This is a genomic window from Pseudoduganella ginsengisoli (assembly GCF_009720865.1).
GTDB lineage: Bacteria > Pseudomonadota > Gammaproteobacteria > Burkholderiales > Burkholderiaceae_D > Rugamonas > Rugamonas ginsengisoli.
The window spans coordinates 103,158-128,320 of sequence record NZ_WNLA01000009.1 but is presented as its reverse complement, the minus strand read 5'-3'; the positions used below and the strand labels follow the sequence as shown (position 1 = coordinate 128,320).

Genomic DNA, 25,163 nt, shown 5'->3' with positions numbered 1-25,163 from the left:
ACTTTGGAGACCTGTGCCACATGGATCATTTAGCTGACCGCCCAAAACATATCCGTACCGACGTTTGGACCCGTGAAGTGGTCGACCAGGCGATTGCCGCCATGCCGGCCATTGGTTTGCGCCAGGCAGCTGAATTCCTGTCAGCGATGAAAGTGCCGCATGATATTGCCGTGCGGACGCTGGTTTATCCGCACCGTCGCCGCAATTAAGCTTTATTTCCGCTTGGGCGCCAGCGCCAGCTTGGCTGCCTTGCGCAATTTCGCCTGCTCCCAGCGGGCTTTTTGCTCTTCCGTTTGCGGCACCAGTTCCGGTATCGCCACCGGCTTGCGGTCTTTATCGACCGCCACCATCGTGAAATAGCAGCTGTTCGCATGGCGCACCAGCCGCTGCGTGATGTTTTCCGTCACCACGCGGATGCCTACTTCCATCGATGTCTTGCCCGTGAAATTGATCGACGCGAGGAACGTCACCAGTTCGCCCACGTGGATAGGCTGCAGGAACATCACCTGGTCCACCGACAACGTCACCACATACGTGCCGGAATAGCGGCTGGCGCACGCATACGCGACACCGTCCAGCAATTTCAAAATAGCGCCGCCGTGCACGTTGCCGGAAAAGTTCGCCATATCCGGCGTCATCAATACCGTCATCGTCAGCTCGTGAGCGGACCAGTGTGGTGCTTCCATAGCAGTTCCTTGATGGGGAATTAAAACCCTTGCGCTTCGATGTCCGCCAGCGACTCACGACCCTTGTCGGTAATGTCAAAGCCGCCTTCGCGCGGCACGATGTGGGATTTTTTACCGAGGAAGGCGGCGACGTCAGCGTCCAGCGCCACGTCGCCGCCGGCGGCGACCGCGCGCAGGCCGAGGATGCAGCGGCGCAGGAACAAGGCTTGCTGGCCTCCTTCGGTCAGCGTGATGCGGCCATTGCGGGCCACGCTGATCAATTTGAGACCGGCGAGTTTTTTCGTGTTGCGGCCGACGCAAGCGCTGGGGCGGTCGCCCTTGATACCGCGGCGCACTTCTTCCAGCGCATCGTATTCATCCACGGTGAGTTTGTCATTCTTCATTACCATCGTTCCATGAGTTGCCATTCGGCCACCATGGTACGCGCCCCCGCTTGCGGAGGCAAGGCGCGACAATTCCCGGACGACTACTGCGCGAGCAGCCAGGCCAGCGTAGCCCCCACCATCGCGGTGAAGAACAGCGCCAGCTGCACGTGTTTCGTGTTCAGGCGGCGGCCGAGATAGATTTTGTTGTGCAGAGAATTGCCCATGTTCGCCTCCTATCAATGGAACTAATGCCGTGAGTCCATTATATGAATACTTTGGTGACGGCCTGATGACAGCGGACGTAATAATGCCTATTCGTTTGGCACGTGTATCTATAGAGCAACGCTGCCGTGGGAACAGCGCGCCGCCTGATTCAACGGCCTGTTAGGCTGGGCGCGATCCACTTTTGACGGGAGGTTCACATGCCTGGCAAACCCCGCTCGACGCCGGAACAAAACGGCACGCATTTGATCGATGAACCCGACATTGGCAGCGGCGGCAAGACGCCGGCCGAGCGGGAAACCGATGAACAAATCCAGCAAATCCCCCAGCGCCCCGCTCCCGGCGGCGACCAGGCGCCCGCCCAGCCGGCGCCACGGCCCGGCTAAGTCCGACTGAGTCCGCCTGTTATCACGTCTTCATTGACGCTTTCATTGACGCTTTCATTGGCGGCGGCTTCGGTTCAGGTTCTTCAATCGGTGGCGATTCCGGCACCGGATTGTTATCGGGCGGTGGATCTTTTTCCGGCTCCGGCGGAGGCACTTCCGGATCCGGCGTGATATGCGCGTAGTACGTGGTCATGGTTTTCTCCTGCAGTCTGGCATTGCCGACAGACTAGCCGGTCACCGCCCGCCATGGCGCACACTTCCCTACTGCAAGAAAGGAGCAAGCAATGAGCACTGCAATCCAGGCAACGCCGCCAGACGCCAGGCTGGCCCTGGCCCACACGTTCCTGATGGTCCCGGGCGACAAGCCCGAACAATTTGCCGCCGCGTGCGCTTCGGGCGCCGATGCGGTGGTGATTGACCTGGAAGACGCCGTCCGCCCCGCGGCCAAAGGCGCGGCGCGCGATGCGCTGGCCAACTGGCTCGACAGCCCCGCCGGCCGTGCGCCGCACGTACCCGTGCTGGTGCGCGTCAATTGCGTCAATTCCGGCTGCTTCGGCGATGACCTGGTGCTGTGCCACCGGCCCGGCATTGCCGGCATCGTGCTGCCCAGGACGGAACGCGTCAATGACGTCGCCAGCGCATCGTCCACGGCGCCACTGTTTCCCATGATAGAAACCGCCGTGGGCTTTTCGCGCCTGTCTGAAATCGCCACGGCGCCCCGCGTGCAGCGGCTGTTGTTTGGCGCGGCGGCGTTCCGCGCCGACCTTGGCATCATGGGCGATGGCGAAGAATTGCTGTATTTCCGCTCGCACATCGTGCTGGCGTCAAAGCTGGCGGGATTGCAGCGTCCCATTGATGGGGCCACGCAGGATATCGGCGCGGCGCTGCACGCTTGCCGCATGGGTTTTGGCGGCAAACTGTGCAGCGATGCGGGACAGGTGGACGCCGTGGCACGCGTCTTTGCGCCATTGCAGCGCCACCGGTACGAATAGCCAAGGCACGTGGGGCGGGTTCTACGGGGACGCTGGGTCGAACCCGCCTGCCTGCGTCAACGCGGCGCATAAGGCTGCTTTGTAAAAGCCGCCCTGCGCATTCAGCGCCACGGCACTCGCGTGGCGAGTGGGCCATCAAGCGGGAGGATGCAGCATCCCCTCGCGGCTCCCTGCCAGGATGGCCAGTATCTGCTCCGCCGCCACCGGTTTCACCAAATGCGCAGTAAACCCCGCTTCCTGCGCCAGCACCCGGTCTTTCTGCTGTCCCCATCCAGTGACGGCCACCAGCACCGTCTGCTGCAACGTAGGCAACTTGCGCAGCGCCCGCGCCAGGTCGTAGCCATTCACGTGCGGCAAGCCGATATCGAGGAATGCATAATCCGGCGCAAACGCATCGGCCGCCGCCAGTGCTTGCGCGCCATCATGGCAGACGCGCACGGTATGGCCCGCACCGCGCAGCAGCACGGCGATGCTGTCAACGAAATCCACATTGTCATCGGCCAGCAGCACGCGCAGGCGGCGCGCTTCCCTGCCTGAAGGCAGCGCCGGGTCTTGTTCCTGGTCGGGCGCCGCCATCGCGGGCAAGCGGACCGTCATCGTGGTGCCCAGCCCAATGCCCGGGCTTTCCGCCGTGATCGTGCCGCCGTGCAGTTCCGCCAGCCGCCGCGCCAGCGACAAGCCCACGCCGAGGCCCGCCGTCGAGCGCTCCAGCGACGTATCGGCCTGCACGAACATTTCAAAGATTTCTCCCACCATGTGCGGCGCCACGCCGATGCCGTTATCGCTGACGCGGATCAGCAACTGCCCGTCTTCCACCGATGCGCGCAGCCCCAGTTCGCCGCCCCGGTTCGTATATTTGGCTGCATTGTTCAGCAGGTTCGACAGCACTTGCGCGAGCCGTGTCGCGTCGCCCATTACATACACAGGCTGCTGCGGCATTTCCACCTGCAAGCGGTGTTCTTGCGCATCGACCATCGGCCGCACCAGTTCCAGCGCATCGCCCACCACGGATTGCAGCGTCACCGGTTCCCGCTTGATGGTGAGCTTGCCCGTATTGATGCGCGATACATCCAGCAAGTCATCGACCAGCCGCACCATTTGCCGCAACTGCCGCTCCATGATGCCGCGCGCCCGGTCGCAGGCGACTTTATCGTCGCCGGCCATGCGCAGGATATCGAGGCCGGTGCGGATCGGCGCCAGCGGATTGCGCAGTTCATGGGCCAGCGTGGCAAGGAATTCATCCTTGCGGCGGTCGGCCTGCAGCAAGGCCCGCTCCGCATCCTGGCGCACCGTCATTTCATATTGCAGCGTGCGGTTCGCATCTTGCAGCGCATTGGCGCGCCGCCCGACTTCGGCCAGCATGTCATTGAACGCATAGACCAGCGTGGCAATCTCGCCCGTCGCCGTGACGGAGCGCACACGCAAGCTGAAGTCGCGCTTTTCCATCACGTCGCGCGCCACGCCGGTGACGGCGGCCAGCGGCTGCGTAATGCCTTGTTGCAGGCGGCTGGCCACCAGCGCCGCCAGCAGCAGGCTCAACACCATCACGCCGCCCATGATGGCGGCATACGTGCGGATACGCTCGACCAGTCCATAGCGGGCAATCAGGTAAACCGTGCCAATCGCTTCGCCATTTTCCACGACAGGGTGATAGACGACGAGGTGGCCGCCATCGATGGCGTGCCCGGCCCGTCCGGGGCGGCCGGGAAATACCGGCGTGTCTTGCGCCGATTGCGCATACGCGGCAAACATGGCGCCGCGTGCGTCATAAATGGCGCCGGCCAGGATATGGGGCCGCACGCGCAGCATGCCGAGGTTTTGCCGCGCCGCGCTGGGATCATTGAAACTAAGCGCCGGCGAGCTGACGACGGCAATGATTTCCGCCTGGGTCGTCATGTCATCGACCCAGTATTGCTGGTACGAGTCGAGGTCGTACAGCAGCATGCCGGCCGCCGCCGTCATCAGCGCAACAAACGTCGTAGCCAGTGCCATCATCACCAGCTTGCCCCGCACCGTCGCAGGACGCAGCCACGCCCACATTACTGGCTGCCTTTAAGGACGTGATAGGCGACTGACAACAGCCTGGAACTGAGTTTCAAGCCGCTTTTTTCCGCTGCCGGCAGCGACACTTCAAAGCGCACGCGCTCTTCCACGAGGCGGAAGTTAATGACACTGCCCTGCTGCAAGCCGTTGTCCGATTCCGTCACCGTCAGTACCCCCTGCTGCTGCGCGCTGCGCAGCAGGGCTGTGCTGCGGGGCGCGTCGGCGCCGATGAACAGCATATGCAGGCCGGCCACAGCGTCACCATCGCGCAGCATGCGCACGGTGACGGGACGCCCGCCGACATTGCGGCCCGACGTAATGCGCGCCAGTTCCGCGCCGATATCATCGGCGCCGACGACACCCACCACCAGCGGCGCAGTGTCTTGCGGGTATTCGACGTAACCCAGGAATTTATACAGGAAGGCCGCCTTGACGCCCCGCTCGACGCCATTGACAGACGGCGCATCGGCGCCAACGGCCAGGCAGGACAGCGCCACCATCAGCGTGGAGCACAGCAGCGCCAGCAGCGCCAGCAATGAACGGGAATGTGGCGCAGGCGCAGGCACACGCGCCTGTATCAGCAGGTTTGGCCCGGCAGCATTGAGGGACGCACTTAATATCGCCATGTCACCTTCACCAGCGCAGTGCGCTCATAAAAGCTGCGGCCGGACAGCCCGCCAAATTCCGGATGGTCGCGATGCAGCAAGTTCTGGCCGATCAACGCGACATCCATATTCGGGCGCAGCTTCCACAGCCATTGCATATCCATGTCATAGTACGCCGGGACTGGCGGATTGGGCAACTTGCCGCTATAGCGCAACGTAAAGTCCAGCTGCTGCCAGTCGCCGATATCCAGCGACGAGCGCAGCACGCCGTGCAGGCGCGGATCATTGTTCCCTAACTGTGTGCCGGCCGCGCCGTCGCGGCTGCCTGGCTTGACGCCGATATTGATGTCTTGCCGCACCAGCCCGCCACTGAGGCGCCAGTGCGGCGTCACTTGCCAGCGGCCCCACAGTTCCAGGCCGCGCGTGGTAGCCTTGCCCATATTTTTAAATTCAAAGCCAAACACGGGCACCGGTTCCTGCGTGCGCAGCTTGTCATAATTCGCATAGAACACGGTGGCAGAATAACTGAGGCGCTCGCTGGGTTGCGCACGGTAGCCGATTTCCGCCACGTCGGCCACTTCCGACACGAAGTCCGGCCCGCCATTGATGACACGCACCAGCTTGCCGCCCACGAGGACCGGCTTGGTAGGGGCGAGAAAATCCTTGTCGATGCGCGACGGCGCCCGCACCGTGCGCGCCAGGCTGCCCCATAGCAGTTGAGTGGGCTGGGGATTCCACGCCAGGCGCACGCTGGGCAGATATTCCGTACCCGTGTAGTGGTTGTTTTCGATTTTTGCGCCGGCCGTGAAGCGCACGGTTGGCGCCACCGCATATTCATCCTGCGCGAACAAGTTCGCCCAATGCATCGTGAACTGTTCCGGCGCGAACGTGAAGCCAATCGGCGTGATGTGGTCCCTGCCCTGGCGGTAGCCGCCGCCCCACGTGACATTGTGCGCGCCGAAGCGCATGCTATGCTGGGCTTCGAGTTCGGCCGTGTCGAGCCGTTCGATAAAGTTATTGGGCTGGTTGCGCTCGACGTGGTCCAGCACCAGCTGCACGCGCAAATCCGCATCATCGGCCAGCTTGCGCGTATAGCGGGCAATCGCATTGCCGCCAGAGATTTTAATGTCGCGCGTATTCAACTGGTGCATTTCGCCATCGTACACGTCGCCCGACACCGTCAGCGCACCATCCATCGCAGGCAGATCCGCGCGGAAGCCCGCCTGGCGGCGCTGCATGCCGGTCGGATTACGGTTCACAGCCGTATCCACGTCGTCCGTCTGCCAGTAGCGCGCATACAAACGGTAAAAGCCGCCATTGGCCAGTTCACCGCCATAGCGCGCCGTGCCGTCTTTTTCATCCGAGCCGCTGACCACGCTGGCCAGCACACCCTGGCTATCCTTGGCGGATTTCGTGATGATGTTGATGACGCCGTTGACAGCATTGACGCCCCAGATCGAAGCGCCCGGCCCGCTGATCACTTCAATGCGCTCGATATCTTCCATCACGACATCCGGCACATCCCAGTAGGTGCCGGAAAACAGCGGTGAATAAATGCTGCGGCCATCGATCATCACCAGCAGCTTGTTGGCGAATACGCCGGCAAAGCCGCGCGCCGTCACAGCGTAGTTGCGCGCATCCTGGCGCGCCACGAACAGGTTCGGCGCCAGCCTGAGCGCTTCCGGCAACGTGCGGACGCCGCTGCGGCGGATATCGCCGGCACTGATGATGTACACCGATGCGGCGGCATTCGCCAATCTTTCTTCCTGGCGGGAGACGGAGGTAATGACGATGTTGCTGAGCTGTTCTATCGACAGGTCAGCCAGATCGGAATCAGGTTCCACGGCATGGGCGCTTGATGCGCCCAGCAAGGTGGCGAAAACAAGGACGCGTGGTATTTGCGTTGTCATTGGCGGCCTATGCACGGGGTTGAGGTGCTGTGGAAAGTATTATAAGGATATTATGGTTGATACGATTGAAAACTGTCCAAGAGGAAATGTGCAGGACAGATTGTGCGCCTTTTAAATCAGGGACTTGCGGGTTTTTTGTGTGGTTTTTTTGCGCTGACGAAAGTCAGGTGCAGAGGCCCGCGCCCTCGGCGCGGGAGGCTGGCGCTTCGCGCCAGCAGTCAGGAGATTCGAATAGCCTCGCCCCCTTTAGGGGGCTCCGTCTTCGAATCCCACCCGCTCCGTCCAAACACAATGAAAAAAGGCTCCCGCAGGGGAGCCTTTTTTCATTGTGTTCTGGCGGAGAGGGTGGGATTCGAACCCACGGTAGGGGGAAACCCTACGCCTGATTTCGAGTCAGGTACATTCGACCACTCTGCCACCTCTCCAGGTACTGCAACTTAACGGTGGTCGCCGTTGAGAGCACGCATTATAGACGCCCGGGTTTCAAATTACCAGTACCCAAAGCAATTTATTTCTAATCAGCATAACTAATCTACAATCACCCCAATACCGACTGCCTGGAGCCCGAGATGCTGGTTTGGTTGCGATGTGTGGTGCTGTGGATGCTGGCGACCTGGACGATGGCTGCGGCAGCGGCGGAAAAAGTGCTGGTATTGACCTACTACGACTTTCCCCCGTTCGTCGAAGCCAATGGCGATGGCTTGAGCAAGCAGCTGTGCACGCTGTTGGAAAATGCCAGCGGCGGGCGCTACCAGTTTGAACTGCAAGTCGTGCCGCGCCTGCGCTTTGACGCCATGCTGGAGCGCACAGGTACGCCCATCCTCGCCCCTTGGGTAGCGCCCGAATTTTTCCCGAACGCCGCGCGCTACCGCTGGGGCCGCGCACTGATGGACGATAACGCCGTCATGCTGGCCATGCCGGGCAAGGCCGTGGAACTGGAGCAAATGGAATCGCTGCGGGGATTGCGCTTCGGCGGCGTGCTGGGCCACCACTATCCGTTCGGCGCATTGGAAAACGCCATCAAACAAGGCTACGTATCGCGTGCCGATAATGCCAGCCCCGAACAGAATTACCAAAACCTCGTGCTGGGCCGCATCGATATGACCATCATGGCGGAATCCACGCTGCACTACCTGACCCAGCGCGATTTCGCCGCGCTGCGCGGCAAGACACTGCCGACCGGAACCACACTGGTCTCAACTGCCGTGCACCGCAGTTATTTCACGCTGAACGCCGATGGCGCGCTGGCCGATTTCCTGGCGCGCGAAATGGATGGATTGCGCATCGTGAAGGGAGAAAAACCTGCGTGGCTGATTACCACGAAGAAATAACAAGACTGGCGGACAGCGCCCACGCTGATGGCGGGCGCCGCGCGTGAATTTGATTACAGCCGTCCCTCCCGCCTGCCACCGCTGTCCAGCGCTTGCGTCAAGCCCCAGCCCAGCTGGCGGCGGATTTCCGGGATTGAAGGCGGCGGGCATTGCTGGTTTTGCCGCGCTTCCATGTAAAGCCGAACTTGCTCTTTGGTCGGCTGGGTCTGCTGAGTCATGTATTTGCTCCAGATCGTCAACGGTACGGGTACGGGGTACGTGTCTGCAGCCGTTTTGATCATTCTTGCAGTTGCTTGCAAAGATCTAGCTGCCGTTGACTATATTATGAGCAATGCCATTTTCGTTCCAATTCTCAAATTGCATAAACTTATGCCAATTTTGCATAGTTACACGCCCCCCTCCCCGGAAGCTGGCCGATGGCTATATCCGCATCCGCGCCGCCAGCATGGAAGCAACACAGGCTTTTCTCGACGGCAATCCCGTGTATGAAGGCGGCGGCACGGTCGAGGTGCGGGAATTGCCCAGCGAATAATCACCTGCATTGATTGCCTGCAGGCATTAGACGAAAACCTCGACATCGCATGTGCCTGCAAGGCACGCATTTCAGCCTAGAATCGGCGTTCCATGGCCACGTGTTGAGGATAAGTGAATGCCGAACAAAATCTTTCGTGCAAGCGAGCTGGCCGGGGCAACACGGCTGGCCACCGGAGCGGTGCAAGGGGTGGCCGATATCGCGGAAGCACTGCATACCGCCATTTTGTCCAATGTTCCTGCCGGCAAGCCGCTGGCGCGGGCCGCATCGCTGGTCTATGGGGGCGTGCGCAGTTCCGCCAATCTGGTCGGCGCCGGGCTGGAGCGGACCCTGGCGGCGCTGCAACCCTTCCTGGGTGAATCAGCGCCGTCCAATGGACGTGAAGCGCTGATCGCCGCCGTCAATGGCGTACTGGGCGACACCTTGGCGCGCAGCAACAACCCGCTGGCCATTTCCATGCAATTGCGCCGCCACGGCGCTCCGCTGGCCGTGGGCGCGGAAATGGAACGTGGGCAGATCACAGGCCGCATCGTCGTGCTGGTGCATGGCCTGTGCATGAATGATTTACAGTGGCGCCGCCATGGCCATGACCACGGTGAATTGCTGTGGCGCGAGCGGGGCTATACGCCCGTCTACCTGCACTACAACACGGGCCGCCATATCGCGGAAAATGGCCGCGATTTCGCACGGCAGTTGCAGGCGCTGGCGCTGTCCTGGCCGGTACCCGTGACAGAATTGGCAATCATCGGCCACAGCATGGGCGGCCTGGTCACGCGCAGCGCCTGCCATTACGGCGCGGAAGCGGGATACAGCTGGCTGAAGCTGCTGACGAACATTGTCTTCCTCGGCTCGCCGCACCATGGCGCACCGCTGGAACAAGGCGGCAACTGGGTCCACGTCATGACCGACCTCAGCAAATACAGCGCCCCGTTTTCCCGTCTGGCGAAATTGCGCAGCGCTGGCATTACGGACTTGCGCCACGGCAGTTTGCTGGACACGGACTGGCTGGGCCGCGACCGCTTTGCCCATGGCGCCGGATTGCCGGCATTCGTACCGCTGCCACAAGGCGTTGCGTGCCATGCCGTGGCAGGCGCCATCGACACCGGCCGTTTGCGCTGCAAATTCGTGGGCGACGGGCTGGTGCCGCTGGACAGTGCATTGGGCCGCGATGCCGACCCTGCGCGCACACTGGCCTTTGCAAAAGAACGGCAAGCCATCGTTCATGGTATTAACCACATGGAGTTATTAAACGCGCCACAGGTCGCGGATATATTATTGCAGTGGATGTAACGGATAACAGCCCGGCAGCCTGTTAAATCGCTTTATCACTAAAAATGTGACAAAGTGTGAGAATCTTCCGCGAAAAATTCGCCATCATTTAAAGGAGAAACGCGAACTCTGCTTTGCGTTTCCTCAATAACAATGCCCTCTGCAAGTTACCGTCTATTCCCTAAATGAAGTGAGTCCGTCATGAATGCTCCAAGTGGTGAAGTCAAGTCGCAGGACCTGGAATTACACGCTGTGATGAGCGCGCTAAATTGCGTTCAGGCCGTCATTGAATTCAACCTTGATGGCACGGTCTTGCATGCCAACGAAAATTTCCTGCACGCTATGGGCTACACCCTGGACGAAGTTCAAGGGCAACACCACTCGATGTTTTGCGAGCCAGACTATGTGCGCAGCCCAGCCTACAAGCAGTTCTGGTCTCGCCTGCGCAACGGCGACTTCGACCAGGGAGAGTACAAACGCCTGGGCAAAGGTGGGCGCGAAGTGTGGATCAACGCATCCTATACCCCGATCCTCGATAGCGACGGCAAGCCGTATAAAGTCGTGAAATTTGCCACGGACGTAACGGAAAGCAAGAAACGCAACACAGAATATGAAGGCAAAGTCAGCGCCATCGGTAAAGCGCTGGCCGTGATTGAATTCGACATGCAGGGCCATATACTAAGTGCGAATGACAACTTCTTGTCGGTTATGAATTATACGCAGGAAGATATTATCGGTGAGCATCACCGCATGTTTTGCGAAGCGGATTATGCCAATAGCCAGGAATATAAGCGATTCTGGCAAAAGTTAAATCGCGGTGAATTTGATACCGGCCGTTACAAACGCATTGGTAATGATCGGAAAGAAATTTGGATTCAGGCAACTTATAATCCGATCTTTGATTTAAATGGCAAGCCATATAAGATCGTTAAATATGCGACGGATATCACCGAGCAAGTCGCATTGGAAAATGCCGTGAAAACCCAGGCCGCGGCCGACAAGGCAAAAATCAACCGTTTGCTGGAATCCGTCGACAAGGCCGCACGGGGCGACTTGACCAGCCAGATCGCAGTCGAGGGCGAAGAAGCGCTGGACCACCTGGCAGCCGGCATACGCAAAATGATCGGCGACTTGCGCCAGGTGATTGGCGAAGTCGTCAATGCAGCCAATGGCCTCGGCGCCGCGTCCACGTCGATTGCGGAACGCTCGTCCGGCGTCGCACTGGGCACGCAGGCGCTGGGCGCCACCGTGGAAGAAATGAATGCGTCAGTCGATGGCTTGACGACCTCCATCGACACCATCGCCAACAGTACCCGCAATGCCGACCAGCTGGCCAAGTCCACGCAGCAGGAAGCGGAAGCCGGCGCCAAAGCCGTTGCAAAATCGATGGAAGCGATGGACTTGATCAACCGTTCGTCGGAAGACATCGGGGAAATCGTCAAGGTCATCAGTGAAATCGCCAGCCAGACCAATATGCTGGCATTTAATGCCGCCATCGAAGCGGCGCGCGCCGGAGAACATGGGCTGGGCTTTTCCGTGGTCGCCGATGAAGTGCGCAAGCTGGCCGAGCGCTCGTCGCAAGCCACCAAGGAAATCTCCAAGCTGATCAACGAATCCGTCAAACGGGCGTCGGCCGGCAGCGAAATTTCGCGCCAGGCTGGCGAAGCGTTCGACAAGATCGCAGCGGGCGTGGCCAATACCACGCTGGCCATTTCCGACATTTCCAAAGCCGCCCACGAACAATTGCTGACGGCGCGCGAAGTCAGCACGGCGATTGGCTATATCGCGGAAGAAGCGGAAAAATCCGCTGCGTCGTGCGACAGCATTGCCCGCTCCATCGAAGGCTTGAACCAGCAGGCGGGCGACTTGAATAAAACAGTTTCAGGGTTCGTCGTGTGACCATGGCCGCCGCCCCTGAACTGGACCGGCCGACATTGGCAGCGCTGATTGCCCTGGTCCGCAAGCACACGGGCATCACGATGGGGGAACACAAACGCAATTTGCTGGAACGGCGCCTGCGCCCGCGCATGGATGCGCTGGCGCTGTCCGGCTATCGCGCTTACCTGGACAGGGTGGAACAAGACAGCGACGAAGTGCCCCATTTTATCGACCTCGTTACCACCAACGACACGCTGTTTTTCCGCACGCCGCAAATATGGGCGTACCTGGAACAGGAGTTCCTGCCGCAGTGGTGGAGCGAGCACCGGGGCAAGCGGCTCGACATCTGGTCCGCTGCCGCCGCCAGTGGCGAGGAACTGTATTCGCTGGCCATGCTCTGCGAAGAATTCCACGCCAAACATCCGGCTTTCCGCTACCGCATCGTGGGCACGGATATTTCGCGCCAGATGCTGGACCTGGCGCGCTCAGGCTGCTATTCCGGCCGCTCCGTGCAGCGCCTGCGCGAAGCGTATCCGGCGCGGCTGGCGAACTACTTCCAGCCATCGCCACAGGGATGCATGCAAGTGAACGACACCCTGCGCAAAAATATCGAACTGCGCTGCCACAATTTGCTGCATCCACTGCAGCCACAGCAGCAATTCGACCTGGTCTTGCTGCGCAATGTATTGATTTATTTCGACCTCGCGCATCAGCACACGGTGCTGGAGCAGGCCCGCCGCAGCATGGCGCACCACGCCGTCATGATCATCGGCGAGTCCGAATCCATCAGCCGCCTGGACACCGCTTATACGCTGGCGCGCCCTATGATTTACCAGATGAAGGCAGTCGCATCATGAATACCGTACCTGCAGCGGGATGCCAGCGCGTCGGCATCGGCCAATTGAAAATCGGCGCCAGCGGCGGCCAGCTGGAAGCTGTGCTGGGGTCATGCGTCGGCATTGCCCTGATCTGGAAAGCAGCCGGGCGCTGCGGCCTGGCGCATTGCCTGCTGCCGGAAGCGCCTGGACAGCAAGCCTCCGCTGCCGAATTGGCCGCCAGTGCGCGCTATGTCAGCGTGGCCGTGCCCAGCCTGCTGCGGCTGATGGGCGCGCATGAAGAAGACTACCCCGATATCGAAGCCGTCGTGGCGGGCGGCGCCAGCATGCTCGACAAGCGCTCGCAGCGCCTGCAAGTAGGCCGGCAAAATGCCGCGGCGGCCCGCAAATACCTGCGCGAGCGGGGCCTGCACGTCAGCGCCACGTGCCTGGGCGGCGAATACGGCCGCACCATGTACGTCGATTGCGCCACCCAGAACGTCATCGTGCGCGACATCGTGCCGGTGCAAGATTGATCAGCGGAGCATGACAGCATATGACCAGCCAGGAACCCACCGCCACTGAACTGTTTGGCTCGTTTGTGCTGGGCGGCGACGAGTTCGCCCTGCCCGCCAGCAGCATCCGCGAAGTCGTCAACTTCCCGGACAGGATCAGCGCCATCCCATTGGCGCCCCCCTACCTCGAAGGCATCTTCACGCTGCGGGGCAGCGTCATCCCGGTGGTCAACCTGGGCCGCATCTTCCAGCCCGATGCGCCACGGGCCGACAAAAGCCACAAGATCGCCATCGTCGATTTCCAGCAAGTGCTGGTCGGCATTTTGTTTCATGCGACAGGTGAAGTGCTGCGCGTGCGTCCCGACCAGCGTAGTACGCTCAATTATGCGCGCGGCAGCACGCAAGGCGTCATTGCCGGCACCATTTTGCTGGAACAGGGTGATCGCCTGATTCAGGTACTCGATCCGCATGCCCTGATCAGCATCGAAAACGTGCCGCACGTGCTGGCCCTGCAAACGGCATGCCAAAAGCAGCAGCGCCAGCACTTTCACACGCTGGCGGCGCGGCGCCGCTGCGTCAGCTTCCACGTGGGGTCCGCATCATTTGCCTTCGACATGAGCGGCATCCAGGAAATCATCAATGTGCCGGAAATTCACAGTTCCCTGCTGAACAGCAAGCTGTGCCTGGGCCGCATCAATTTCCGCGGCAGCCCGGTTGCCGTGGTGGACTTCGCCCGGCTGCTGGCGGAACAGGAAACGGCGCCGGCAGAAACGTGCGCAGCGCCGCCGGAGCGGCGCATCATCATTGTCCGCACGGACGACGCCACGGTGGGCTTCATGGTGGACTCGGTGGACAACATCATTCACTTTGCCGAAGATGACGTGATGCCGATTCCGTTGCTAAGCAAAGCCCGTTCCGGCATGTTCAGGGGCTGCATTTCCCGGCCGGAGCACGAAGACGTGATTTTGCTCGATCATCAACAAATCCTGTCGCGCAGTGAAATTCTCGACATGCAAAAAGGCCACGCCAGCCTGTACCCCGGCGAAAGCACGGCGGAAAGCACCGAGCAAGAGCGCTTGAAACGCAATGCCAGCCGCAAGGTGTACATCACGTTCAAGCTGGACATGACGTATGCCGTGGAAATCAGGAAAGTCCGCGAAATCATCGACGTTTCCGGCGCCATCTCGTGCCCGCCCGGCATGCCGGATTACATGCGCGGCATGTTGAATTTGCGCCAGCAAATGGTGACGCTGATTGATTTGCGCGCGCTGTACGGCATGGCGCCGCTGGCGGAGGCGTCGGAACAGAAAATCCTGATTGGCGAACTGGATGGCAATTGCTATGGATTGATTGTCGATGCCGTCGACAGCATCAAGACCATCGAAGACAGCAAACGCTTTGCCGCCCCCAGCCTGATGCGCAATAAAAATGCGGACAGTGCGCTGCAGCGGGATGCAGGGGAAGTCATCGACATTACTGACAGCCCGGATGGCGTGCGCACCACACTCAAAGTATTTGACTGCGGCAGGCTGCTGGAAGCGCTGCAGGCGGAACTGTCTCCTCGGGCGGCGTAGCGTTGCAGACGGGTACTGGCGCGCAGCCGGCAAGCGCTAACCGCGTTCCAGCAGCGCCGGCAAGGCGTCGCCAGTAAAGGGGTCGTCGCCGTCGGCGCCATTGCCCGCGCCGGCATTGCCGCTGCCATACAACGCCGCCTGATGGCGGAACGCATCACGCAAGTTTTCCCGCAGCTTGCGTTCATCCCACGGCTTGCTATAGAAGCGGTATGCCGTGCCGCGGTCGATGGCTTCCAGTACCGCATCGAGGTCGCGGTGCTCGGACAACAGGATGCGGATGGTTTCCGGGCACATCTTCTTGACGCGTTCCAGCAGCGCGGTACCGCTCATCGCGGGCAGGCGCAGTGTGCACAGGATCACTTGCACCGGATGGATGGCCAGCAACTCAAATGCTTGTTCCGGTGTGGCGGCGCCCAGGATCTGATAACCCTCGTCGCGCAGCATGCCGGACAGCGACGCCACCACGTCCATGCTGTCATGCACGATCAGCAAAGTCTGGCGCGGGTTGACCGCATTGACCACGGCCGGCAGGCAGCGCCGGTCGCGCAGCAAGCTGGTCATGGCGTCCGCATTCAATGGCTTGCTGAAGAAATAACCCTGAATCGCATCGCACTTGCAGCGCCTTAAAAAACTCAGTTGCGCCAGCGTTTCCACGCCTTCCGCCACGGTTTTCATGTGCAGCGATTGCGCCATCAGCACGATGGTGCGGGTCAGCGACGCATCTTCCGCATCGGCCGCCAGGTCCTGGATAAATGAGCGGTCGATTTTCAGCACATCGATGGGGAAGCGCTTCAGGTACGACAGGCTGGAATAGCCGGTGCCAAAGTCATCGAGCGCCAGCGTGACGCCGATGGCTTTCAATTGCAACAGCGCGTCGCGCACGCCGGTGCCATCGCTCATCAGGATACTTTCCGTCAGCTCCAGTTCCAGCGCCTTGGCAGGCAAGCCGCTGTCGGCCAGGGTGGCGCGGATCAGTGCGGGCACGTCTTGCCGCACGAACTGGCGCGGCGACAAATTCACGGCCATCGTCAATTGCGTGTGCCCCATGTCATGCCAGTGCCGCAACTGGCGGCATGCGGTGCGCAGTACCCATTCGCCGATGGCGACAATGGCGCCCGTTTCTTCCGCCAGCGGGATGAATTCGGCCGGCGACACGACGCCAAGGCCGGGACGGCGCCACCGCAGCAGCGCTTCCATGCCAAACACTTGCCCGCCGCGCAGCGCCACCTTGGGCTGGTAATCCAGTTCGAATTCACCGTTGTCCAGCGCCGTGCGCATGGCGGTTTCCAGCGCCATATGGCGCTCGGCATCGACGCCCATTTTATGCGTATAAAATTCCGCGCAATTGCGGCCCCGCCCTTTCGCCATATGCAGCGCCGCGTCGGCACAGCGCAGCAAGCCGTCGCCGTTATGGCTGTCTTGCGGATAGACGCTGATGCCGACGCTGGCCGTAACGTAAATGTCCTGGCCTTCCACGACGAATGGCGCGAGGAACTGGTTCATTATCTTGCGGGCCAATGCCCCCACCGGCGCATCCTTGTCGACGCCGTGCAAGACCACGATGAATTCGCCGCCGCCCAGGCGCGCCACCGTATCGCATTCGCGCACCGCGTCCGTCAAGCGCAGCGCCACCATGCGCAGCAGCATGTCGCCCGCCGCATAGCCAAAGCTGTTGTTGATGAATTTAAAACCATCGAGATCGAGGCAGCACATCACCACCTGCTGGCCCGCGCGCTGCGCATGCGCGATGGCTTGCGTCACGCGGTCGTTCAACAGGTTGCGGTTGGGGATGTCCGTCAACACGTCATAGTTGGCGGTTTTCAGCAGGCGTACTTCCTGCAGTTTGCGTTCGCTGATGTCTTGCACCGTGCCCACCATGCGCAGCGGCTGGCGCGACGGGGCCATCGCCACTTCACATTTGCCCTGTACGTAGCGCTGCGTGCCATCAGCGCACAGCAAGCGGTATTCGATGTCGTACGGCAGGCCCAGGCGCCACGCATTTTGCAGCGCCAGTTCCACCAGCGGGCGGTCTTCCGGATGCACGTGGCGCAGCAGCACGTCGCAATTGCCATCGACGACATCTTCCGTCGTGCCGTGCAGGCGGCGCATTTCATCGGACATCTGGATATGCCCTTCCAGGATATCCCAGTACCAGCTGCCGACTGCGGCAATGCTTTGCGCCTTGGCCAGCTGCGCTTCTTTCGCGGCCAGCACGTGCAGGCAGTGGCGGCTATCGAGCATGTAGCGCACGCGGCGCCGCAATACGGTGGCGCAGACGGGTTTAACCAGGCAGTCCGTGGCGCCCGCGTCGTAGGCCGCGTCGATGACGCGGCTGTCTTCATAATCCAGCAAGGCCAGCACGGGTACGGACTGGCCGTTGGGCAGCTTGCGGATCGTGCGGCATACGGTATGGGCGTCGAGGTCTTGCATGGCCATATCCAGCACGACAATATCCGGCGTCATGGCTTCAAACAGGGCCAGGCCATCCATGCCGGCGCCTGTTTCTTCCACGTGCGCTCCCAGTTGTTCGAGGAGCTGGCGGGTGCGGGCCCGCATGTGTGGGTTGGCTTTGATCAGCAATGCGGAGGGATGCATAGGAACAGCCATAAGTCGAGTCCCTTACTAGTTCCCCGGGCCGGGCCATGCGCGCGGTGCGGGTGGAGAATCCTGTTGCTGCCGGCTTGTCAATGTTGCTACTGAGGTGGAAGCCGCATGGTGTTCAGGTATTGTGCACCTGCAACTTGCGCTGAATGTTCACACATTTTCACAATGGTGTGTTTGCAACAGGGGTTTCCGGAAAAACATGAAGTGTATGAAGGACGCGCACCCGTGGTGCGCGGTGTTGCGCCAAAGGCGCAACAGTCAGGAGATTCGAATAGCCTCGCCCCCTTTAGGGGGCTCCGTCTTCGAATCCCACCCTCTCCGTCCGCCACAAAGCAAAAAGGCTCCCGCAGGGGAGCCTTTTTTACTTTGTTCTGGCGGAGAGGGTGGGATTCGAACCCACGGTAGGGGGACACCCTACGCCTGATTTCGAGTCAGGTACATTCGACCACTCTGCCACCTCTCCAGGTGCTGCAACTTAACGGTGGTCGCCGTTGAGAGCCAAGATTATAGCAGCCCTTCCGGAAAATGGAAGGGCAATTTTAGAAATTACGCAACCAGCTTGGTCAAACCGCCCATGTATGGCTGCAACGCGGCGGGAATCTCCACCGAACCATCGGCTTGCTGGTAGTTTTCCAGGATCGCCACCAAGGTACGGCCAACGGCCAGGCCGGAACCGTTCAGCGTATGCAGCAATTCGGTTTTGCCGGCAGCGTTGCGGAAACGCGCCTGCATGCGGCGGGCCTGGAAGGCTTCGCAGTTCGACAGCGACGAAATTTCACGGTACGTGTTTTGCGCCGGCAGCCACACTTCCAGGTCATACGTCTTGGCCGCGCCAAAGCCCATGTCGCCCGTGCACAGCGACATCACGCGGTACGGCAAGCCCAGCGACTGCAGGATTTTCTCGGCGTGGCCGACCATCTCTTCCAGTACGGCATACGACGTTTCCGGATGCACGACTTGCACCAATTCCACTTTGTCGAACTGGTGCTGGCGGATCATGCCGCGCGTGTCGCGGCCATAGCTGCCGGCTTCGGAACGGAAGCATGGGGTGTGCGCCGTCATCTTGATCGGCAGCGCGTCGGCCGCCACGATTTCGTCACGCACGATGTTGGTCAGCGACACTTCCGACGTCGGGATCAGGTAGAAAGTCTCACCCTCGCCTTCCACGCCGCCCTTCTTCACGGAGAACAAGTCCGCTTCGAATTTCGGCAACTGGCCGGTGCCGCGCAGGCTGTCCGCGTTGACCATGTACGGCGTGTAGCATTCGGTGTAGCCATGCTCTCCCGTGTGGGTATCCAGCATGTATTGCGCCAGCGCGCGGTGCAGGCGGGCGATGCCGCCTTTCATGACGGAGAAGCGCGAGCCGGTCAGTTTGGTGGCCGTGTCGAAGTCCAGGCCCAGCGCGGATCCCACGTCCACGTGGTCTTTCACTTCAAAGTCAAAGGTGCGCGGCGTGCCGAATTTGCGCACTTCCACGTTGCCCGTTTCGTCGGTGCCCACCGGCACGGATTCGTGCGGCAAGTTCGGAACGGCTTCCAGGAAGGCCGACATCTTGGCCTGCACCACGTGCAAATTCTGTTCATTGGCCTTCAGCTCATCGCCGAGGCCCGCCACTTCAGCCATCACGGCCGTCGTGTCTTCCCCTTTGCCTTTCAACATACCGATCTGCTTGGACAGCGAATTACGCTTGCTCTGCAGTTCTTCAGTACGCATCTGGATCGCTTTGCGCTCGCCTTCCAGGGCATTGAAAGCGGCTACGTCCAGTTGAAACTTGCGCGCGGCCAGGCGGGCTGCGACGGTGTCGATATCTTTACGGAGAAGTTGGATGTCTATCATGGGGAATTGCCGCAAAAAATTCGGAAAGGGGCAATTGTACCAATTCAAAGCGATCCAACGCGAGTTTTACGCCCTCCGGCTAAAAAACCACCCCACCAAGGCTGCTTCAAAATGATTGCAGCTAGGCGCTGCGACGAAGACAGTGCAATTGCACGGCGAGGAGCTGCAACAACGCTGCAAGCTTTTTGAAGCGGCCGTTACAGGGCGGCTTTCTCGGCAGCGGTCAAGCGTTTTGCCGCAACCACAACGACTGGCACATTCGCATCGGTGGCTTGCGCGGTCATCACTTCGGCTTCCGCCGCCATCGTGATCACAGGTTCGCTGGCCGTTGCATAGCTGGTGGCGGCGCCCAGGGCGGCAGCGAAAATGAAGATAACTTCCATGTTTTTGAGGACGTTCATGATGCGCTCCTTATGTCACTGCGGTTGATCAGTACTGCTTCCATGACTCCACTGTAGACAAGCGCAGGCTCCGCCACCACCGGCGTGCGACGAAGCGTCAAAAACAAGGGATGAAACGTAAAAAGGCTGCAGATAAAGGGACTATGCGGCGCGCTGGTCCGCCGCGCGATGCACGAGGGCGCCCAGCTTGGCCACCGCCGACTCGATCTCCGGGCTCCACGCATTGCCGCAATTGAGCCGCAGGCAGTTGGAGAACTTGCCCGATGCAGAGAACAGCTGCCCCGGCATCATGGCCACGCCCTGCTCCACCGCCAGCGCGTGCAGCGACAACGCATCGACGTGCTGCGGCATTTGCACCCACAGCACAAAGCCGCCCTGCGGCTCTGAAATCAGGCACTCATGGGGAAACGACGCGGCCACCGCGTCGGACATGCGCGCAATCCGCTGCGACAGCACGCGCCGCATTTTGCGCACTTGCGCTTCATAGGCCGAGCCGGTGAGGAAGTCCGCCAGCACGGCCTGGAAGAACTGGCTGGTGGACCCGCTCGATACCATTTTTAACAAAGCCACTTGCCGGGTCCAGCGCCCCGCCGCCACGAACCCCACGCGCGACGCCGGCGTGACAGCTTTGGAAAATGAAGAACACAGCAACACATACCCTGCCGTGTCATATGCCTTCACGGGCCACGGCCGCTCATGCGTGAAACACAGGTCGCCATATACGTCATCTTCAATCAGTGGCACCTGGTGCTGCGCCAGCAAGCCCGCCAGCCGCTTCTTATTCTCTTCGGGCATGATGCAGCCCAGCGGATTGTTCGCATTCGGCACGAACAGGCATGCTTTCACGAGGCCGGCATTGAGCGCCACTTCCAGCGCATCGATCGACGGTCCCGTCTTCGGATGCGTGGGAATTTCCAGCGCCTTCATGCCCAGGCTTTCTATCAATTGCAGCAGCACGAAATACGTGGCCGATTCCACGGCAACCGTATCGCCCGGCTGCGCAACGGCGCGCAGGCACAGGCTGATGGCTTCCGTACATGAGCTGGTGACCACCACTTCCTGCGGATCCAGCGAGCCCCAGTCCAGCGCACGCCGCACCACCTGGCGCACGAATTCCGGCCCATTGGTTTCATAACAGCTGACTTTGGCCAGCAAGCCGGGATCGCGCCGCACCACGGTATTGACGGCTTTTTGCACGCGGCGGATGGGCAGCAATTCATCGGGCGGCCAGGCGGAACCCAGGTGCGCCAGGCCCGGCGCTTCATTCGCCTTCAGCACCCGCATCAACAGGTTATTGATGCCGACATACGCCGCTTCCTTCAGCGGTTCGGCGGGCGCCGCCACGGCCAGCACGCGCGGCCGGTGCCGCACGTAATATCCCGCTTGCGGACGCGCTTCAATCAGGCCCCGGTCTTCCAGCAGCCGCAATGCTTGCAGCACCGTGCTGACCGACACATGCTTGTGCTGCGCCAGGTGGCGGATCGATGGCAACTTGTCACCCGGCGCAAACACGCGGCTGGCAATGTGCGCGCCCAGTTCATTGGCTAATTGTTCGTAGAGATTCGGTTGCATCGGCATCTCTCCATTGTGCGCCGCTCCCGCATTCATGCACAGGTACAGTGGTGTGCAGAATCGACCAGCACAGTGGCACAATTTTGCCACTGTATCGATCACAATTGCCGCTTATTGCATCTGTTATGGTCGCTCCTGTACCGGTAAGCTGTACTTGCCATCACACCGGTACACGGAACACAGGAGAACGCCATGCCGACACAGCCCGCCGCAGAATACAAACTCAGCAGCAATCAGCCGCTGCGCCTCGAAGATGCCGGAGGCCGCGTCGTGGAAGGTGTATCGGGCATGACGTGGATTACCGCGTATGGCCAGCACATGGATTTCATCCTGCGTCCGGGACAGCGCTTCGTGGTGCCGAACGATGGGTTGACGCTGGTTGAGGCGCTGGGCTGCAGCCGCATCAGGGTGGCTGCGCCCATCGCCCAAAGCTGGACGCGCCGCGTCAGCCGCGAAGCGGCGGCGCGGTGGCAGGAAACCCTCGACCGGCTGCGGCAAAGCCTGCAGCCGGCCGAAGGAATTTAATCCGCCGCTTGCGCAGCCAGGCCGCCCGCCTTTTCAGCGCGGCCGGCTGCCAGCCATGCCGCCACTTCGTCATTGAACGCTTGCGCGTGGGTGCTCATCATCCAGTGCCCCGCATCCATGGCCACCACCTTGCTGCCCTGCTGCCGCTGCAGGAAGTTCACCCAGCCTTCCGTGTGGAACATGAAGGGCTTCTTCGTGCCATAGATGAACAAGGTGCGGCACTGCGCCTGCCCCGGCGACGCCAGCTTGTAGCCGCCATAGCCGCCAAACCACGTGATGTAGTACGGGTAGTTCATCTGGCTGCTGATCATGGCGGGATCAGTCGGGCATTTGAGTTTGGACGCCATATAGCGCGACATGCTGTCCCCCGGCTTGCCGCCGATGATCCACGCCATCGCCAGCCACATTTGGTATGCGAACACCATGCCTTTGGCCTTCGCGCCCAGCTGGGCGGCAAAGTCCGGCGACAACGCGTCACCCACGTCCACGCACACGATGCGCGACACCATTTGTGGATGGCGCAGCGCAAACTGGTTGCCGAAGATGCTGCCCCAGTCGTGCTGCAGCAAGATGACGGGCCGGTCCGGGCTGATGGTGCGGATGACGCGGTGGATCAGCGCCACGGTATCGACCAGCGACGTGGGACGGGCCGGCTTGCCCGGCTCGAAGCCCGGCAACGTAAAGCGCACGCAGCGGTACGCGCCGCGCAGCGCCGCCACTTGCGCATCCCATAAACGGTACGTGTCCGGCCAGCCATGCAGCATGACGATGGTCTCGCTGCCCTCGCCTTCGATATGCACATCCACGCCGCCGACATCGATCACTTCAGCCATCGCGCCTCCAAATTATTTGATTGATAATTATCAAAAGAGCATAACACAGTGCACTACCGGTGTGCAGCAAACCCTGTGGCAAGATGCCTTGCGTTATAGCCAATATTGCAGACCAGATGTATCATTGGGGATTGCATAACGCGTCCGTTCCATGTCCACCTCCACCGCAGCCCTTGAAGAACGCACCGGTGAAAGCTCCAATGAGATCGCCGGCCATATCGCGGAAGCCATCGCTGCGCGCAAGCTGCCGCCTGGCACCAAGCTGCGCGAAGAAGCGCTGTCACGCCTGTACAACGTCAGCCGCACCAAGATCCGCGCGGCCCTGCTGATCCTGTCCAAGGACAAGCTGATTCGCATCGTGCCGGACAAAGGCGCGTTCGTCAGCCAGCCCAGCGAAAAGGAATCGCGCGATATCTTTGCAGCGCGCCGCATCCTGGAAGCCGCGATGGCGCGCGAATTCACGGTCCACGCGCAGCCGCACCATTACACGGCGCTGGAACAGCACCTGGAACTGGAACGCCGTTCTCTCGAAGGCGACCACAAAGTCCGCTCGCAATTGCTGGGCGATTTTCACGTGCTGCTGGCCGAAGTGGCGGGCAATGAAGTGTTGCTGGAAATGGTGCGGGAACTGGTGGCGCGCAGCACGCTGATCACGATGCTGTACCAGTCGGACCGCGATGCGGCGTGTTCATCAAACGAACATGATGAGTTTTTAAAAGCGGCGCGGTCGGGCGATGCGGACCTGGCCGCGCGCGTGATGGTCGAGCATTTGATGCACGTGGAAGCTGCGCTGCGTTTTGACACGGGCGGCGTGCATGAGAAAGACCTGGTGTCGGCGCTGTTGAAATAAGCGCCGGCACCAAGGGGGCTTACGCAGCCTTGCGTGTCCCCGTCGCCAGCGCGAGATCCGACGCCAGCTGGTTATGGCGTTCAATCACCAGCGGCAAATCAATGGTCTGCAACAGGCCATCCTTGACGACGATCTTGCCATTGATGACGCTGTAGTTGACGTTGGACGGCGTGCAGAACACCAGTGCCGCGACCGGATCATGCAGCGCGCCGGCAAAAGCAATCTGGTCCAGCTTGAACATGACGATGTCGGCCGACATGCCCGGCTTGATGGCGCCGATGTCATCGCGGTTCAACACTTTAGCGCCACCCAGGGTGGCCAGCTCCAGCGCCTGGCGCGCCGTCATGGCATCCGGGCCAAATCCCACGCGCTGCAGCAGCATGGCCTGGCGCGCTTCGCCCAGCATGTGCGCGCCATCGTTCGATGCGCAGCCATCGACACCCAGGCCCACCGGCACGCCCGCATCGACCATCTTGCGCACCGGCGCAATGCCGGACGCCAGGCGCATGTTCGAGCATGGGCAGTGCGCGACACCGGTGCCGGTTTTCGCAAACATATACACACCGTCGTCATCGAGCTGCACGCAGTGCGCGTGCCACACGTCGTGGCCCACCCAGCCGCAATCTTCCGCATATTCAGCCGGCGTCATATTGAATTTTTCGCGGCTGTACGCAATGTCGTTGACGTTTTCCGCCAGGTGCGTGTGCATCGACACGCCATAGCTGCGCGCCAGCAGCGCCGCTTCCTTCATCAAATCCTGCGACACGGAAAACGGCGAGCATGGCGCCACCACCACGCGCTGCATCGCATGGCGCCCGGCATCGTGGTACGTTTCAATCAGCCGCTGCGTATCTTTTAAAATCGCTTTTTCATCTTCCACCACGCGGTCCGGCGGCAAGCCGCCCTTCGACTGGCCCACGCTCATGGCGCCGCGCGCCGCATGGAAGCGCATGCCGATTTTCGACGCCGCCTCAATGCTGTCATCGAGCTTGCAATCGTTCGGGTAAATGTACAGGTGGTCGCTGCTGGTGGTGCAGCCGGACAGGATCAGTTCCGACATGGCCGTCAACGTCGACACGTGCACCATCTCGCTATTGAGATTGGCCCAGATCGGATACAGGTTGGTCAGCCAGTTAAACAGTTCGCCATTTTGCGCGGCAGGAATCACGCGCGTCAGGCTTTGGTACATATGGTGGTGGGTATTGACCAGGCCGGGCGTGACCACGTGGCCAGTGGCATCGATGACTTCATCGGCCGTTTGCGGCAATTCGGCAGTGGGACCGACTTGTTCAATCACATTGCCGCGTACGTAGATGGCGCCATCGTTGATTTCACGGCGCTGGTCATCCATCGTCACCACGACACGCGCATTTTTGATCAGGAGAGTTTTAGTCATTTTGTTTTCACTAAAATTGAAAT

Annotated in this window: 25 protein-coding genes and 2 tRNA genes; 11 read left to right on the top strand and 16 right to left on the bottom strand. The window is 60.8% G+C overall.

What is annotated here, in order from left to right:
• Positions 1-20: 20 nt before the first annotated feature.
• Positions 21-209, top strand: coding sequence for a hypothetical protein (locus tag GM668_RS15015; protein ID WP_155439768.1), 189 nt, complete (start codon positions 21-23; stop codon positions 207-209).
• A 3-nt stretch (positions 210-212) separates the two neighbouring features.
• On the opposite strand, the gene GM668_RS15010 is transcribed toward GM668_RS15015, so the two are convergent.
• From GM668_RS15010 to GM668_RS31445, 3 genes are all read right to left on the bottom strand, one after another.
• The gene (locus GM668_RS15010; protein WP_155439767.1) at positions 213-686 is read right to left on the bottom strand and encodes an acyl-CoA thioesterase; all 474 of its coding nucleotides are present in this window, start codon (positions 684-686) and stop codon (positions 213-215) included.
• Between the two features lie 20 nt (positions 687-706).
• Positions 707-1,069: a hypothetical protein gene (locus GM668_RS15005; RefSeq protein WP_155439766.1), complete on the bottom strand. Its 363-nt coding sequence runs from the start codon at positions 1,067-1,069 to the stop codon at positions 707-709.
• Positions 1,070-1,152: 83 nt separating this feature from the next.
• Positions 1,153-1,275: a hypothetical protein gene (locus GM668_RS31445; RefSeq protein WP_260115511.1), complete on the bottom strand. Its 123-nt coding sequence runs from the start codon at positions 1,273-1,275 to the stop codon at positions 1,153-1,155.
• Positions 1,276-1,473: 198 nt separating this feature from the next.
• Between GM668_RS31445 and GM668_RS15000 the strand changes: the two genes are divergently transcribed.
• Entirely contained in the window at positions 1,474-1,659 is a 186-nt protein-coding gene (locus GM668_RS15000) for a hypothetical protein (RefSeq protein WP_155439765.1), read from the top strand.
• 22 nt (positions 1,660-1,681) lie between these two features.
• Here GM668_RS15000 and GM668_RS30550 read toward each other — a convergent pair whose 3' ends face one another.
• Positions 1,682-1,852, bottom strand: a complete 171-nt coding sequence (locus GM668_RS30550; protein ID WP_170305652.1) for a hypothetical protein — start codon at positions 1,850-1,852, stop codon at positions 1,682-1,684.
• Between the two features lie 91 nt (positions 1,853-1,943).
• Between GM668_RS30550 and GM668_RS14995 the strand changes: the two genes are divergently transcribed.
• On the top strand, positions 1,944-2,651 hold the full coding sequence (locus GM668_RS14995; protein WP_155439764.1) for an HpcH/HpaI aldolase/citrate lyase family protein: 708 nt from the start codon (positions 1,944-1,946) through the stop codon (positions 2,649-2,651).
• A gap of 135 nt (positions 2,652-2,786) precedes the next feature.
• Here GM668_RS14995 and GM668_RS14990 read toward each other — a convergent pair whose 3' ends face one another.
• From GM668_RS14990 to GM668_RS14975, 4 genes are all read right to left on the bottom strand, one after another.
• Positions 2,787-4,691, bottom strand: a complete 1,905-nt coding sequence (locus tag GM668_RS14990; protein ID WP_155439763.1) for a sensor histidine kinase, YfiR-like protein-associated — start codon at positions 4,689-4,691, stop codon at positions 2,787-2,789.
• A complete protein-coding gene (locus GM668_RS14985; protein WP_155439762.1) occupies positions 4,691-5,320 on the bottom strand; it encodes a TOL_0243 family YfiR-like periplasmic protein in 630 nt (209 codons plus the stop codon). The genes GM668_RS14990 and GM668_RS14985 overlap by 1 nt, the downstream gene beginning before the upstream one ends.
• Positions 5,308-7,209 (bottom strand): TOL_0244 family TonB-dependent receptor, encoded by a 1,902-nt coding sequence (locus GM668_RS14980; RefSeq protein WP_155439761.1) that lies wholly within the window; start codon positions 7,207-7,209, stop codon positions 5,308-5,310. Before GM668_RS14980 ends, GM668_RS14985 begins: the two co-directional genes overlap by 13 nt.
• Positions 7,210-7,543: 334 nt before the next feature.
• Positions 7,544-7,634 (bottom strand) — tRNA-Ser (locus GM668_RS14975).
• A gap of 144 nt (positions 7,635-7,778) precedes the next feature.
• Between GM668_RS14975 and GM668_RS14970 the strand changes: the two genes are divergently transcribed.
• Positions 7,779-8,540, top strand: coding sequence for a transporter substrate-binding domain-containing protein (locus GM668_RS14970; protein WP_155439760.1), 762 nt, complete (start codon positions 7,779-7,781; stop codon positions 8,538-8,540).
• 53 nt (positions 8,541-8,593) lie between these two features.
• On the opposite strand, the gene GM668_RS30545 is transcribed toward GM668_RS14970, so the two are convergent.
• Positions 8,594-8,758, bottom strand: coding sequence for a hypothetical protein (locus tag GM668_RS30545; RefSeq protein WP_170305651.1), 165 nt, complete (start codon positions 8,756-8,758; stop codon positions 8,594-8,596).
• 431 nt (positions 8,759-9,189) lie between these two features.
• Between GM668_RS30545 and GM668_RS14965 the strand changes: the two genes are divergently transcribed.
• The 5 genes from GM668_RS14965 to GM668_RS14945 all read left to right on the top strand — a co-directional run bounded on the left by GM668_RS14965 (position 9,190) and on the right by GM668_RS14945 (position 15,123).
• Entirely contained in the window at positions 9,190-10,362 is a 1,173-nt protein-coding gene (locus GM668_RS14965; protein WP_155439759.1) for an esterase/lipase family protein, read from the top strand.
• A 180-nt stretch (positions 10,363-10,542) separates the two neighbouring features.
• Positions 10,543-12,240 (top strand): methyl-accepting chemotaxis protein, encoded by a 1,698-nt coding sequence (locus tag GM668_RS14960; RefSeq protein ID WP_155439758.1) that lies wholly within the window; start codon positions 10,543-10,545, stop codon positions 12,238-12,240.
• 2 nt (positions 12,241-12,242) lie between these two features.
• On the top strand, positions 12,243-13,076 hold the full coding sequence (locus tag GM668_RS14955) for a CheR family methyltransferase (RefSeq protein ID WP_155439757.1): 834 nt from the start codon (positions 12,243-12,245) through the stop codon (positions 13,074-13,076).
• A complete protein-coding gene (locus GM668_RS14950) occupies positions 13,073-13,570 on the top strand; it encodes a chemotaxis protein CheD (protein ID WP_155439756.1) in 498 nt (165 codons plus the stop codon). The genes GM668_RS14955 and GM668_RS14950 overlap by 4 nt, the downstream gene beginning before the upstream one ends.
• A 20-nt stretch (positions 13,571-13,590) precedes the next feature.
• Entirely contained in the window at positions 13,591-15,123 is a 1,533-nt protein-coding gene (locus tag GM668_RS14945; RefSeq protein ID WP_155439755.1) for a chemotaxis protein CheW, read from the top strand.
• Between the two features lie 36 nt (positions 15,124-15,159).
• Here the strand turns inward: GM668_RS14945 and GM668_RS14940 are convergent, their stop codons facing one another.
• From GM668_RS14940 to GM668_RS14920, 5 genes are all read right to left on the bottom strand, one after another.
• Positions 15,160-17,718 carry an EAL domain-containing protein gene (locus tag GM668_RS14940; protein ID WP_170305650.1) on the bottom strand — a complete coding sequence of 853 codons (2,559 nt, stop codon included), beginning with the start codon at positions 17,716-17,718 and terminating at the stop codon, positions 15,160-15,162.
• Between the two features lie 381 nt (positions 17,719-18,099).
• A tRNA-Ser gene (locus GM668_RS14935) sits at positions 18,100-18,190 on the bottom strand.
• Positions 18,191-18,273: 83 nt separating this feature from the next.
• Complete coding sequence (gene serS / locus GM668_RS14930; protein WP_155439753.1) at positions 18,274-19,563, bottom strand: serine--tRNA ligase; 1,290 nt, start codon at positions 19,561-19,563, stop codon at positions 18,274-18,276.
• Positions 19,564-19,760: 197 nt separating this feature from the next.
• Positions 19,761-19,964: a hypothetical protein gene (locus tag GM668_RS14925; protein WP_155439752.1), complete on the bottom strand. Its 204-nt coding sequence runs from the start codon at positions 19,962-19,964 to the stop codon at positions 19,761-19,763.
• 141 nt (positions 19,965-20,105) lie between these two features.
• Positions 20,106-21,536, bottom strand: coding sequence for an aminotransferase-like domain-containing protein (locus GM668_RS14920; RefSeq protein ID WP_229499350.1), 1,431 nt, complete (start codon positions 21,534-21,536; stop codon positions 20,106-20,108).
• 192 nt (positions 21,537-21,728) lie between these two features.
• On the opposite strand from GM668_RS14920, the gene GM668_RS14915 reads away from it, so the two are divergent.
• Positions 21,729-22,061, top strand: a complete 333-nt coding sequence (locus tag GM668_RS14915) for a DUF2917 domain-containing protein (RefSeq protein WP_155439750.1) — start codon at positions 21,729-21,731, stop codon at positions 22,059-22,061.
• Here the strand turns inward: GM668_RS14915 and GM668_RS14910 are convergent.
• Positions 22,058-22,894 carry an alpha/beta fold hydrolase gene (locus GM668_RS14910; protein ID WP_155439749.1) on the bottom strand — a complete coding sequence of 279 codons (837 nt, stop codon included), beginning with the start codon at positions 22,892-22,894 and terminating at the stop codon, positions 22,058-22,060. The genes GM668_RS14915 and GM668_RS14910 overlap by 4 nt on opposite strands.
• Positions 22,895-23,045: 151 nt before the next feature.
• Between GM668_RS14910 and GM668_RS14905 the strand changes: the two genes are divergently transcribed.
• A complete protein-coding gene (locus tag GM668_RS14905) occupies positions 23,046-23,744 on the top strand; it encodes a GntR family transcriptional regulator (RefSeq protein WP_155439748.1) in 699 nt (232 codons plus the stop codon).
• A 19-nt stretch (positions 23,745-23,763) separates the two neighbouring features.
• Here the strand turns inward: GM668_RS14905 and GM668_RS14900 are convergent, their stop codons facing one another.
• Positions 23,764-25,140 carry an 8-oxoguanine deaminase gene (locus tag GM668_RS14900; protein WP_155439747.1) on the bottom strand — a complete coding sequence of 459 codons (1,377 nt, stop codon included), beginning with the start codon at positions 25,138-25,140 and terminating at the stop codon, positions 23,764-23,766.
• Positions 25,141-25,163: the final 23 nt, after the last annotated feature.